At 65.6% G+C, this 13420-nt stretch carries 9 protein-coding genes and 1 pseudogene; 7 read left to right on the plus strand and 3 right to left on the minus strand.

Going from position 1 to position 13420, the window contains the following annotated elements; all coding sequences use genetic code 11:
• Positions 1 to 101: 101 nt before the first annotated feature.
• Positions 102 to 3275, minus strand: a complete 3174-nt coding sequence (locus ABIC28_RS16735; RefSeq protein WP_354579883.1) for a DUF4132 domain-containing protein — start codon at positions 3273 to 3275, stop codon at positions 102 to 104.
• Between the two features lie 797 nt (positions 3276 to 4072).
• Here ABIC28_RS16735 and ABIC28_RS16740 point away from each other — a divergent pair.
• The 3 genes from ABIC28_RS16740 (at position 4073) to ABIC28_RS16750 (ending at position 7992) form a co-directional block, all read left to right on the plus strand.
• The gene (locus ABIC28_RS16740; protein ID WP_502945026.1) at positions 4073 to 5446 is read left to right on the plus strand and encodes a hypothetical protein; all 1374 of its coding nucleotides are present in this window, start codon (positions 4073 to 4075) and stop codon (positions 5444 to 5446) included.
• A gap of 84 nt (positions 5447 to 5530) precedes the next feature.
• Positions 5531 to 6757 carry an AAA family ATPase gene (locus ABIC28_RS16745; protein WP_354579887.1) on the plus strand — a complete coding sequence of 409 codons (1227 nt, stop codon included), beginning with the start codon at positions 5531 to 5533 and terminating at the stop codon, positions 6755 to 6757.
• Positions 6754 to 7992, plus strand: a complete 1239-nt coding sequence (locus ABIC28_RS16750) for a vWA domain-containing protein (RefSeq protein ID WP_354579889.1) — start codon at positions 6754 to 6756, stop codon at positions 7990 to 7992. Before ABIC28_RS16745 ends, ABIC28_RS16750 begins: the two co-directional genes overlap by 4 nt.
• Before the next feature lie 209 nt (positions 7993 to 8201).
• Here ABIC28_RS16750 and ABIC28_RS16755 read toward each other — a convergent pair whose 3' ends face one another.
• Positions 8202 to 9197 (minus strand): TolB family protein, encoded by a 996-nt coding sequence (locus tag ABIC28_RS16755; protein ID WP_354579891.1) that lies wholly within the window; start codon positions 9195 to 9197, stop codon positions 8202 to 8204.
• Positions 9198 to 9335: 138 nt separating this feature from the next.
• Here ABIC28_RS16755 and ABIC28_RS16760 point away from each other — a divergent pair, with 138 nt between their 5' ends.
• A complete protein-coding gene (locus ABIC28_RS16760; RefSeq protein ID WP_354579893.1) occupies positions 9336 to 9701 on the plus strand; it encodes a hypothetical protein in 366 nt (121 codons plus the stop codon).
• Positions 9702 to 9948: 247 nt separating this feature from the next.
• A complete protein-coding gene (locus ABIC28_RS16765; RefSeq protein WP_269589740.1) occupies positions 9949 to 10536 on the plus strand; it encodes an SMI1/KNR4 family protein in 588 nt (195 codons plus the stop codon).
• 301 nt (positions 10537 to 10837) lie between these two features.
• Here the strand turns inward: ABIC28_RS16765 and ABIC28_RS16770 are convergent, their stop codons facing one another.
• Entirely contained in the window at positions 10838 to 11935 is a 1098-nt protein-coding gene (locus ABIC28_RS16770) for a DNA polymerase III subunit beta family protein (RefSeq protein ID WP_354579896.1), read from the minus strand.
• Between the two features lie 331 nt (positions 11936 to 12266).
• Here ABIC28_RS16770 and ABIC28_RS27250 point away from each other — a divergent pair.
• Both ABIC28_RS27250 and ABIC28_RS16780 read left to right on the plus strand, forming a co-directional pair.
• Positions 12267 to 12395, plus strand: a pseudogene (locus ABIC28_RS27250) (acetyl-CoA C-acetyltransferase); the annotation flags it as partial.
• 124 nt (positions 12396 to 12519) lie between these two features.
• Positions 12520 to 12984 carry a thioesterase family protein gene (locus ABIC28_RS16780; protein WP_354579898.1) on the plus strand — a complete coding sequence of 155 codons (465 nt, stop codon included), beginning with the start codon at positions 12520 to 12522 and terminating at the stop codon, positions 12982 to 12984.
• Positions 12985 to 13420: the final 436 nt, after the last annotated feature.

Raw genomic sequence — 13420 nt, forward strand, 5'->3', positions numbered from 1 at the left:
CCATCCATCCACATATCTATGCCTCCATCCACAGGTGTTCGCAAAGTTCGTGAGTCTCAGCTACCCCCACGAGTGCTGCACACATGGCCGCGTGGTGTCGGTCAGATCGAATCGAATCCCTGCAGATCGGGCTCGTCTCCCTTGATCTCGGTGACCGTGATCGAATCAAGGTCACGCACGAGTTCCGATTTTTCGATCGGACCGAGGCCTTCGGGCCGCACGAAGATGTCGACGATTCGTTGCTGCTCCCATTCCACGGGGTTGGCAACGTTGAAGCCGGGAAAGACGAGGATGGTGTCGATCACCTCGTTGCCGCGGTACTTGTGCAGCGCGATTTGCGCGCCTTTGTCTTGCGGCGCTTCACGTTTCCACCCTCTGCCGGACAGCCCGAGGAGCTGACGAGTGTCGGTCTTGGTGTCGGTGCATGTCTTCAACCGTGCATGCAGGTCGCCGCGGAACACACCGCGACGGACCTGATCGAACGATTGCAGACCGAGTTGCTTATCCGCGACCGTCCTCCATGAGGCCAGCGCATCGTCGACAACGACAGGGTGCGCCACACCCACCTGTGCGTCGATGTCGATGTCGACGTCGCGGCCGTGCGCATCGACTGCTGTGCGTACATCTGTTAATCGGAACGTCGGCCCGCCCTGCACCTGCCAGATCAGGCTCCGGCACACCTCCCACGTCACCGGATGCGTCAGCAGATGCGCCCGTACCTGGCTCATCGGCCAGAGCCGTTGGGTGATCATCGCTCGTTCGAATCGCTGGACGAGCTCAGCCGCGACCGGAGCGAGCTCTTTGCGGAAACGGCCGAACTGCCTAAAGCTTTCGCGTGCTTGTTCTCCATCAGACGAGGCGGGACGAGGTAGCGACTTCCGGAATGTGCCGTCGTGATCGAACACAACCGGCCGCAGCTGTGCATCCAGTCGGACGGTGAAGGACCTGTCGCCGTAGTCGAGGCCGAGAGAACCATCGGCGGCGAGTCCGAAGTCCGGGACAAGACGATCGGCGAGCTCGTCCGGCGTCAAGCCCAGCTCATCGGCGATTCGGTCGATGTGGGCTTCGGCTTTGGCGGTCAACGCCGGGAACCGTAGTCCCTGCGCGATCCGCCACAGCGCGCCGAGTGCTGCGTCGGTCCCGATGTCCGCGAGGACTGAAAGTCCTACCTCCGCGCGGCGGTGCGCCGATTGCAGCGGCCACCGCAACAGCAGCGGTGTCAGCGATCGGACGGTCTCATTACCGCCCACGATGGCGAGCGCATCGAGCACCCACCCCTGGGGCTCCGGATAGCCAGCCCGCTGCCAGCGTTCAAACAATCCCCAAGCGAATCGTTCCAGGGAATGCGGGTCCAAGGTGGCACGGACAATGTCCAACCCGGGATAGACGTAGTCGCGGCGCGAGAGCGCCAGCATCAGACACAGGTTGTGGACCTCGGGCGACGGGAGCACATCACCGTCGGTGGTGGTGACCGGCGGCAGAAGTGCCGGTTCGATCCACGACGGCAGCGTCGGCATCGTTGATGGAAACTCGAGCAGCGGGTCGGCGTCGAGCAAAGAGGTGACGCTGGAGCCGACAGTGGAGCCACGTTCCCCCGCCGCATGCAGGACCGCCTCACGATGCCCGCGACGATCGAGTTCGCGCAGCGTCCGCTGTGCAGACGTCCTGACCGGGCCCAGCGGTCCAACAGCAGTGTCGACGAGGTAGCCCGCAGCAGTGTCGGTGTGCCGGTCGAACCATGTCAGGGCGGTCTCGCGCAACGTCTTCGACGTCAGCCATTTCATCATCAGCCCGACGACCCTGCTTCCGTCCACCGGCATCAGGACGTGCGCCGTATGTGCAGGTTTCGCAGCAACGACATCGACGACGAATTTAACTGCTGCGTTGTCGAATCGGCCCAGGATCCGACGAAGATCACGCTCGGGATGCCACGCCGACCGCGGCACCGGCAGTGAACCGAGCAAAGGCCGAATCAGTGCCTCGGGGGCGTACGCGAGAGTCTCCAACCCCCAGTACCCGTCGGCCTTGATCTCGGCGACCCTCGCCGACCAGGAACGTCCGCCGCCCGTCCACGGCATATAGGAGTCACCGGAGGTCCTGTACTGCTCACGCTCACCCTCCGCCCAGTCCAGCGTGAGCGGGGACACTATCGGCCCTGCACCAATCACAATCGGTGGTTCCACCACCGCGTTACCCTCCCATGGAGGGTCAACCAACACGCCCGGCAGAACGCTCCGAACCCGGTCCTGCTCCTTCGACGGTGGTTGCTGCTCCGCATCTTCCGGTGGGTGCAAGGTCAGATGCTCCCGCAGTAGCCTCGCAGGGACGGTGCCGGCGGCGCCGGGCAGTATTCGTGACGCCCGGTCGGGATCGAGCGTCATCGCATGCAGCAGCGCCGGCTCGACGTACTTCTTCTCGGCCCGCGCCAGCAGTTCGGCGAATCCCTCGTCGGTGTCGAATTCCGCCAGCATCATCGCCAGACGTTTCTTGTGTTGTGCACTGACATTGCCGTCGAATAGCTCGCCCAGGTACGGCTCCGCCCCGGGGCCGACGTTGACGCACATGCTGCAGACCAAGTTCATGCGCTGGCCGATCATCCACACCGCATAGTCTCGTGTCTCGCAGAGCTGGAACAGCGTCTCCACATCGCGGACCGTGTCGACGCACGACAGCAATGCGAGCGAATAATGGACGGCATGAAAGTCGTACTCCAAGGAAGCCACGCGCGCCAGATCCTGCTTCCACCAGGGTTTCTCGGTGGGAATCAGGAAACTGATCGCGATGTCCTGAGCCATACTGCGTCCACGAAGCCCACTCAGCCGTTCCACAGCCGCTCGATACTCACTCGGCGGAAGTGCCGCGAGTGCCGACCTCACGCGACTGTGCGGTTCGAAGATCCACGTGCTGAGTAAGTCGGAGGAGTCTCGGTACCCCAACGACTTCGAGGAGACATGCTGTGAACCCCGCGGATCCGGGTGGTACCTGCCGGTAAACCCTGCGGCGAGGACCGCTGTCTCGGCAGCGAATGCGCCACCGTAGCGGTCGATGAGCGCAACCATGAACGGCTCCCGCATCGCCGAGTGCGGCTGATCGGCCATCACCGTCCATGCGACTGCCGCCCCCAGCGCAGACGACCGGTCTCCGTCGCGCCAACCGTCGAGGAACTCGACCGCGGCATCGTGCAGGTCGATCGGCGTCGCCTCGTGTTCAAGCACAGCACGGAACGCGTCGACGCCGCGGGCGACGAACCCGTCGAAATCCGTGCTGCTTTTCACCGAACGCGATCGCTTCGGTTTCGGTGATCGGCCGTGTACCGCTTCCGACCGGCGCCACCACGACTCCGGCACAGACCACGTCACCTTGTTACCCCGCACTCCGAACACACTATGCAAATCGGCACAACTCGCCCACTGACGTCCAGGCTTAGGTGGGAGCTTTTGATCCTGCCGGCGTCGTTGATCCTGGGCAGGTTGTGGTTGCGCCCGGCCTGATCATGGCCGCGGCGGGACGCCGCATCGACCCACTGGCGGAACATCTCGACAGGTGCGGCCGGTGTCACATACCCGGACGCCCCAGGCGCTGACGTTCGGACCAGGCCCGGGATTGTGTTCGCCGCGGTCACACTGCGCGATGACCCAGGCCCGCGAGGCGTCCACGTGCCCGGCGCCGGTGCCTGGTCCGTGCCGTGACCGTCGTGCGTCCACCATTCCCCAGCCGCCTGCCGAGCGGTGTCCGTTCACGCGAAGAGCAGCGGCTGGCGCCCAGCGATACCACCCTCATCTCCGCTGGGGTGAATCCGCCGCCGAGCGGGTGATGTGACGGTCGAGGCCTGCTCGCATGTCAGCTCGAAGGTGTCGAAGAAGGGTCTGCCCGTAGCGGCTGCAAGGCCCTCGAGAATGGCACCGTATCGATCGGCGACCAAGCTCCTTCAACGATTTCCGCCCGCCCCCTGGCCAGGCATTCACGCGCGATGGTCGCGATGAGGTCGATATTGATCGCCACGGCGCGCTACGATTGCGTTGATGACGACTTACTCCGATCCAAGATTGGGGGCCCAATTCGCACACGGTGAGTGCTGATGCACCCTCCGATTGCGAACGGGACCGATCCCCAACTGTCCTTCTGGCGGCGCGTGCGCGAGTTCGCCGTGCCACTGTCCATGATCGAGACCGCTACCGACCGGCGTCTTGCAGGTGACTGGTCTGGGGCGTGTGCCGCAGCGGGTTTCGATACCGATATCGATCTGCGGGCATTGACCCGTAGGTACGGTCGGGACGTCGCGACACAGGTCCTGGTCGACCTGCGACATCTGGCACCCGACCTGCTGCGCTGGCACCTGCCGCGGGTGGCCCCCGACGGACTGCTGCGCCCCGGACTGACCGTCACGCTGGCCCGATACGGGCCTGCGGAACGCCGAAGACGGTGCGGCGGGATCGATGCGGTACACCTGGTGGCCCGGACCGCTCCGGCCTGGGCGGATGCCGGGCAGCGGATCGTGCTGGCCCTGTGGGACGGCTCGGATTCCACCCACCATCCCCATCCTCGCCCCAACCGGCGGTACCGGCTCGACCTCCACCGGCACCTGTGGGACGCGCGCAGCGCCAGTGATCTGCGAATACGCTGCGGTACAGGCCGATTGCCGGCCGGCGCAGCAGCTGACGACTCCTTCGCTGGGGCGGTCTTGGAGGGCTGCGCCGTCGACCGGTGGGCGGCCGAATCCGGCATTCTGCTCCGTGCGGACGGGCAGCGCGACGGCCCCGTGCGGGTGCGGTGCGGGGGTCGGTACGACCTGGTGGTGGAGCCGGTCGCCGCCGGCGCCGATCCCGCCGCACTGCGGCTCGTGGACGACTACCCGCGAGGCCGACTCGCCGCGCTCCCGGTGCTGCCCGACGCCGCGACCCGGATCCTGCCCGACCTGGAACTGATCCGGTCGGGAGCGATCACCGCCGACCGGCTGCACCCGCTGGTCGCCGCCGCACTGGATCCAGGCTGGTCGCCGCCGGCCCCATCTCGGACACCGAACCGGGAGAACTGGATTCACCTGGTGGACTGCCGCGGTGAACTGCACCGGATCGAACTGGTCGATGGTGCACTGACCGCACTGAACCACGATCCCGCCGAGATTCGGCGCGAGGAACTGCTCGCCGCACTGAGCGGTACCCCCCTGCCGTGCCTGCAGGCCATCGACCAGGCCCATCGTCGTCCGGACTGCCTGCCCGGCGTCCGGGAACGTCTCGACCACGGAGACTCCGCCGGGGCGCTGGCCGTCGTCGAAGGACTCCTCGGCGCCGCCGCCGTCCTCCGTGACGGCCCCCTACTCGACGAACTGCGCGCGTCCGCGGACCGACGCAGTACGTACGACCAGTACCGCTGCGCACCGGTGGAGGCACCGCCTGCATCGAGACCTCGGCTCCCCAGGCGGCCACGCCGCAACTCCTCACGCTGACGCCCTCGTCACGCCACCGAAACCCACTGTCCCGCAGTGTGACCGAATGGCCACATCCTGCGACTCCCCTCGACACCACAGGTGATGCACATGACTTCCACACTCCTTCCGACACCCCGAAACCTCGAACTCGACAGTGCCGCAGCGCTGTCGGCGATGCTCAGCGCGGTCACCACCGAGCCTCGCCCCGACGACCAACTCGAAGCCCTCACCCTGGCGGTGGCAGCGGACCTGCCGGTCCTGCTGTGGGGCGAACCGGGAATCGGCAAGACCGCCGCCCTGACCCAGCTCGCCGAAGCCGTGGACCTGCCGCTGACCACCGTCATCGCGAGCGTGCACGAGCCGTCGGACTTCTCGGGTCTACCCGTCCTCGGGGACGACCCGGCAACACACGGTGTCCCAATGGCCCCGCCCGACTGGGCCGTCCGGCTCGTGCAGGCCGGGCGAGGACTGCTGTTCCTGGACGAGCTGTCGACAGCACCGCCCGCCGTGCAGGCGGCCCTGCTCCGTCTCGTCCTGGAAAGACGAATCGGGGCACTGCAACTCCCGCCCGGTGTCCGCATCGTGGCCGCCGCCAACCCACCCTCCTCGGCAGCGGACGGCTGGGAGCTGAGCCCACCGTTGGCCAACCGTTTCGTGCACCTGAACTGGACCCACGACCACGAGGTGGTCGTCCGGGGCCTAGGCGGAACCTGGCCACGCGCGACGCTGCCCCGCCTCGACCCGGAGAAGTTCACCGACGCGGTGACGTTCGCCCGCCGCTCGGTCTGCGAGCTCCTCACCGCCCGCCCCGCCCTCATGCATCAACTCCCCAGCAGCCAGACCCGCCGAGGCGGCGCCTGGCCGTCGCCGCGGAGCTGGGACATGACCGTGCGGCTGATCGCCTTCGCCACCGCCGCCTCGTCGTCGACGGACGTGCTGTCCCTGCTGGTCCGGGGCAGCGTCGGCGACGGTCCCGGTTTCGAGCTGCTGGCCGCCATCGACCGCATGGACCTCCCAGACCCCGAGACGCTGCTCGCCGATCCGACGGCCGCCGACCTCCCCGATCGCGGCGATCTGCGCCAAGCCGTGCTCGACGCCGTGGTCGCCGCCGTCCGCCGACGGCCGGAGAAAACCCGCTGGAACGCGGCATGGACCCTCCTGGTCACCGCAGTCCAAACCGGGCCACCGGACCTCGTGGTCGTCCCGGCGACCACACTGGCCACCCTGCGCCAGGACGACTGGGAGGTGCCGGAGGCGATCGACCAGCTCGCCGGGGTCGCATCGGTATCCCTGGCCGCGGACCGCGCCGCAGCGCAGGTCGGTCGATGACGGCGTCGCCGGCGCTCGACCCGGACAAGATCTACGCCGCCCGGTTGCACGCCGTCCGCGCCCGGCCCTACCTGGCGACCGCCCTGTATGCGCTGCACATCGTCGCGTCGCCCAGCGTGCCGACCATCAGCGTGGACCGGCACTGGCGCTGCTACGTCTCGCCCGCCTTCGTCGCCCAGCAGCCGGTGGAGGAGCTGGCGTCGATCCTGGTCCATGAGGTGTCACATCTGCTGCGCGACCACCACGGCCGCAGCGACCGCTACGCCCGCGCGCACAACCTCACCGGCCCGGGCGATCGGTTACGGATGAACCTCGCCGCCGATGCGGAGATCAACGACGACGCGTTCGGCGACGGGTTGCCGACGCCCAACGATGCCGTTCTGCCGTCGACCCTGGGACTGCCTCCCGGCCGGCTCATGGAGGACTATCTGCGCCAGTTCCGCCTCGGTCCCCGCACCGACGGGCTGACATGGCTCGATTGCGGCAGCGGCGCCGACGGACTGTGCCGGGAGTGGGAACTCGGTCCCGACGGGGCGAACGCGCTCAGCGACCAGCAACGCGACGCGGTCCGTTTCCGGGTCGCGCACAGCATCGTCGGTCGGCCCGGACAGGCACCCCGCGGATGGCAGCGGTGGGCGAAGGAAGCCCTGCACCCGACGCAGCCGTGGCGAGCCCTGCTGGGCGCGGCGATCCGCGCGGCCACGTCCTCTTCCGGTACCGGCGAGAACTACACCTACCGGCGCCCGGCACGGCGCTCCGCCGCCGTTCCCGGCGCGGTGCTGCCGAGCCTGCGGCGCACCCCACCGCGGGTCAGCGTGATCGTCGACACGTCAGGATCGGTCAGCGACGCGGAGCTGGGCAGCGCACTGCTCGAGGTGGCCGCCATCACGCGGGCCGTGGGCGGGCGTCGCGACCTGGTCACGGTGCTGTCGTGTGACGCCGCAGCCCGGGTCGTGCACCCGCTGTGCCAGGCCGAGGACATTCCGCTGTTCGGGGGCGGTGGCACGGATCTGCGGGCCGGATTCGTCCGGGCGCTGCGCAGTCGGCCCCGCCCCGACGTGGTGGTCGTCCTGACCGACGGGCAAACCCCCTGGCCAACCAGCCGACCGGGGTGCCGAACCGTGGTCGGCCTGTTCCCTCGCGTGGGTAACTGGGGCGAACCGGACCACCACTACGCCCCGGACCGGCCACCGGAATGGGCGCAGGTGGTGGAGATCGGTACACCTCGGACCTGAGTGTCCGAGCGATGCCACTTCATCAACTCTCCGACCGGTGCAAGACCGAGGCGCACCAGATGGCCGCGGCCCAGTACCTGACCTTCACGGCCGCGGACTAGCTGTACTGCCCTGAGAGGTTAGGGAGGCGGCTTGCTGGCGGGTGGCCGCCGAGTGCGGTGTGGCCACGGTGGTGGTTGTAGGTGTGGATCCAGGTTTGATCAGCGATATCACTGTCCCCCACCGATACTCGGTCCCTGCGCTGTGATCGAACGAGGCGTAAACCGCTTCTGGTCGGAGCCATCGGGGTTCATCGAGGCCAGCTCCGCACGGGTCGAAGTGGAAATGTCGGTAACCAGCTCCCCCGACTGCGTCGTTGCCCTGGTGTAAAGAATGCGTGAGCCGTCGGGGGTGAACTCCGGATGAACCGCATACGTGTCGGTCAACGGCGTAATCTCTCCACCACCGGCGGGCATCGAGTAGATCTCGGAGCCGTTGTTGCCGCCTCGGTTGCTCGAGAAGACCATAGTGGCGCCGTCAGGTGAGTACTCGGGGTCCGCGTTCCAGAACTGGTCGCGCAGAAGCACCTTCGATTCTCCACCCGCCGTAGGCACCTCGACAATGTATCCGCTGGCAGTGAAGACCACCCGCGACCCGTCCGGCGAGAACGTCGCCACGGATCCGGACTCCTCCGGAGCGATAACGCGCACATCGGAACCGTCGGAGTTCATGATGCCGATACTGCCGTCGCTCTTCGAGAACGCGATAGAGGACCCGTCCGGCGAGAAGACAGGCTGATAGCCGCCCTCATGAACAGTCCTCACGTCACCCGATTCGAGATCCACGACCTCGATGAACCTGCCTCCGCGGGTGTAGGCCAACAGCGCGCCGTCCGGCGACAGCGCGGCGCCATTGCCGTATCGACCATCGGACATGTCGTCAGCCACGGTCGGGGTGACCTGTCGCAGACCGCTGCCGTCGACGTTCACTACGAAGACCTGACCCCACCCGTCATCGAAGGACACGATCACCGGCAATGGGGATGGGTCGTTCGCGCACCCCGCCAGGATGACGGATGCGGCGGCGAGAACGGGCAACAACCGGGAGCGACGCATCACGTGATCATCGCAGTAGGCGATCCTGCGGGCCAGGAAACCTGCACACCTGGTGCCCTTTTCGTCCAGGATCATCTCCGAGTAGCGAGCCTGAATATGGTCCTCCTCCATACCGGACGGCGGCAATACGACGAGCAGCGGGCTCCTCCCGTCCGTTTGCTCCTGTCGATGCGTATACGTTGCGCCCAGGTTCTTTCGGATCTCCGCAGGCTGCGCCCTCTGCTCACCTGGACCGATTATGTTCGATACATGACTGTTCGCCTGATCGCGAAATGGCTCTGTGCTGCGGTGCTTCTCACGGTCGGGGTGTCTGGATGCGGGGCTCAGTCCCCTCCTCCCGAACCAGCTCCGGATCAGGTCAAGATCGGCACTGCGTACGAGTACCAGATGTACACGCATTGCGGCGCGGATGAGGCGCTGTTCGCCGGTCAATACTGGGAAGCCGTCAGGGCAGATCCCCAGCACGAAGGTTCTCCCTTCGGGTGGGCCGACCCTTACCAGAAAGGCACCATGAAGCGCGTGTCGGAGAACTCCGCCGCATTCGAGGCCAAGGGGCACGAGAAGCGCTACCAACTGCGCCCAGGAGCCACATCGTTCCTTCAGATCTGCGACTGAGCTGCTCCCGAGCACGCGAGTGCAATCCCCCAAGTAGCTGACGCATTAGCAGGACAGTCCGGTTTGCTATTTGAGCCAGTCAACTGGCCACTTGCGCCTTAGCCAACTGAGATGTCTGTGTGCTGCCGTTTGAACGCTGGCCATGAGGCTGGTGCGGGCCGACGAGGGAAGCATCGCCCCGCACCCATTACCCCGGCGCTATGATCTTTCGCCGAGGTTCGGGACCTCTGCCAGTAACTTCAGGGCCATGAGCGTCGAAGCGAACTGGGCCCGGATCATCAAATGGTGCGAGCAACACGCCCCCACGACTCCAACGAGGTTGCTTCCGCCGGCCGACTTAGAAGCCGTGCGCGCGGCCGAGTCGGCGACGGACCAGACCTGGCCTGAGCAGTTGCACCAGTGGTTCGCGTTGCACGACGGCGGCTACCGCGAATACCCGGTCCCGCTGGTCCTTCCCAGCAACGAGCCGCTTTCTGTTGCCGATGCCGCCGAGACACACGTCCGGCTGACCCGGCTGTGGGAGGACTACGCCGATGATCTCAGCGGTATCGAGGCTCTGATGGCGGAACCGGCGGGAGGCGAGATCGAGACGTACCTGCCTGCCTTCATCCCGATCGGCGACACTGGCCGCGGAGACTATCTCGCGGTCGACACCCGTGGCGGAGACCGCAGCGGCTGCGTCGTCGAGTTCTACAACGACGGGGGTGCAACCCACCGGTGGGACTCTATCGAGGCCATGCTCGACTGCACTGCTTCTGCGCTAGAGCAAGGAACAGACTGCGCGGGCTGGGTCCCCCTAGTCGAAGACGGTGCGCTCCGCTGGGACTTTCCCTGACAGCGTGGAGATGACATCTCCAATCACTGGAATTGGGACGACGTAGCGCCCCGCGGGCGAACCCGAACAGTGATTTCAGTAGTCCCTCGACGACGCGTGAGCGCGCCAATCAAGATGGAACTCATCCTGGGCACGGAGTACTTCCACAGCCCCAGTGGTTACTGCTCCGTCGGCGAGCGGCAGACCCATTCTGCCCCTTGGGAAGTGCGCCCTTTGATTGGCACAGGTGCAGAGTTTGAGCAGGAAGGGGATCGCGCGGCGCCCTTCACCGACGGTCCGATTTCTGTGGTGGCGTGGGCATCTATTCCGCAGCTGGTAGCTCGACAGGCATCAGGATCGAAAGACGGTCGGGGGAAGCGGGATTGCGAATTGCGATGGGGCTTATGGGTCCGTCTAACTCTAGAACTAGCTGGTTCCCGGCAGCGGCATCCACAGCCTGGAGGAGGAACTCCCGATTGACACCAACCCGGCGGTGCCCACCTACTGCTTCTGGATCGACGGAGAGAACGCCTGTGTCATCGAGGACCAATACCGTGACGCCAGATTCTGCGCCATGCCGTTCGTCCGTCATGCCACGGGCCGCAGCAGCACCGCGCACCATCTCACGGAGTGCAGCAGCATCCACCTCCACGCGGTGGTCCCGTTGCGTGCGGAGAAGCCGTCGGTAGTCGGGAAAGTCGTGGTCCAGTCGTTGGCTGGTGATGGCGCGCGTTCCGATCGTGACGATGATCTGGTCTTCGTCCGCATTGATGGTGAGTTCATCTGCTTGCCCTTCTAGGGCAGCGAGGAGGTCGTCAATGAATGCAGTCGGTGCGATGACGTTCAGGCCCCTCGCCGTGAAGTCAGTCGCCGGTGTGGAGGCGATTGCGAGTCGGCACCGGTCGGTGGCCACCAGGCGAAGCTCATTGTCGGCGGCCTCGAGCAGGACGCCGCCGAGCATCGGAAATTCAGGGTCAGTGCTGACAGCGAAACGGACGGTGGTCAAAGCCTCGAACAGTCGCGGTCCATCAACTGAGAGCCTGAATGGAGATTCGGTTGCTGCCATGTCGCTTCTTCCCTTCCCGAGAATGAGTTGTTCGACGGCTGAGAGTTCACGGCGGGCGTCGGAAAGGCCCTCCTCAAGGCGCCGGAGGTGGGCTTTGAGCAGCGCCACCACAGCTGCCGGATCGGATCGATGGTCGAGGACACGGCTTATTGCCGGCAACGCCATGCCGACCCGACGAAGCCGAGCGATTAGTCGTGCCTCATTGACCTGATCGTGGCCGTACCAGCGGTACCCGGTCTGGCGATCTACCAGCGCCGGAACGAAAACCTCGGCGCTGTCGTAGAACCGCAGAGCACTGACGCTGAGCCCGCTAGCCCGCGCCATGCTCCCGATTCCCAACATGTTGCTCTTCACGTCAACGAGTCTCCAGGCTCGACAAGGTCGAGAGTCAAGCCCGCAGCTGCTGGCCATGACTCACTCATGCCTTGCACTTCCCTCTCGCGGAAGGCCCTGGGATCCAGCAAATGCCGGATGACGTTCAGCTCTCTTCGTATGTGGGTAGGCAGGGTTCACCCGCGTCGCCGCACCGCTGGCGCTATTCGATGTAGTGTGCTTGCACCAAGCAAATGCTTGGTTTTATGATGGGCGAGTGACCGTCGCCGAGGCATCCGAGTCTGCGCGTCGCAATGAGCTGCCGGCCCGGGCGACCTGGCTGTTCACCGGACGCGGGCTGGCTTCGCATCGAGTCGTCCTGGCCTGGCTAAAGAAGACCGGCGCCGAACCCCCCAAGGCCAACGGCAACGGGGGCGCCATCGCCCTGGGCCTTCCCCTCGGTGCAATCGGCACTGTTCGCAACAGTGCCGAACGTGCTGGAACGGGGCAACTGCGTCACCGACGAAGATCCCCGCTGTCCGATCGCAGCTACCGGACACGAGGACAACTGCACTGACTGGTCGAAAGGCCCCCAGTTACGACGAGTAGATACAGAAGGTGGCGATTTGCGAACCCTCGAATGTGACGTCGATGCAACGTGGATCGATATCAACGACCACATGAACGCCCAGTACTACGGGATCGTGGTCTATCGCGCACACGCTGCGTTCACCGACGCGCTAGGCCTGGGCGACGAGTACGTCCGAGAGACGAGGTTCGGGAAGGTCGTCGTGCAAACCGCAATGACGTATGAACGAGAGGTGCGGCGCGGTGCGCGGCTGGCCGTGGATTCCACGCTACTGGGTGTGGATGCCAAACGGCTGCACTTCTTCCATGAAGTGCGCAATCTCGGCGACCAAACGCGGGTAGCCGTCTCCGAGCAGTTGGACCTGCACGTTGACCTCGAGACAAGAAGAACGACTCCGATGCCCCCGGACGTCCTCGCCCGACTCACGCGTTTCGCTGCTGACCAGCGTGCGGCTGGCCGACCCGAGGGTGTGGGGCGCACGATTCGTTTTCCGCGGAGCTGACCGCGGCACCTGAGTGCCATCATCTGGAATCCATCCAGATTTGTGTGATCAGAAGCGCCCCGTAAGTGTGATCACCGACTGGTCAACGTATCCAATCCGCGTGCAGCCCAGCACGAACCGGCATTGGTGAACACCCCTCCGTGTCAGCCGTTTGGGTTCACCAATACTCGCCGCCAAAGCTCGGACCGGCCGACAATCGCTCGGATACCTGGTTCCCTGGCGGTAGCAGGCTTTCAGATGCTCTTGATTTCCGGTGCGAGCACCCGACCACGTTGCTCTAGCCGCCGTTAGCCGTCATGAACGGCCACTACCGGTGAAATTTCCACGAATGGCTACCGGGACGAGGGTCCCGGTCGGGGCGAGTCAGCTAGCTGTCGCCGGTGGAGTGTCCACCAACTGACCGAGTGGCACGGCGCCGACGCTGTGCGGATGGTCG

The sequence above is a fragment of the Rhodococcus sp. PvR044 genome, assembly GCF_040548995.1.
Classification (GTDB): domain Bacteria; phylum Actinomycetota; class Actinomycetes; order Mycobacteriales; family Mycobacteriaceae; genus Rhodococcus_G; species Rhodococcus_G oryzae.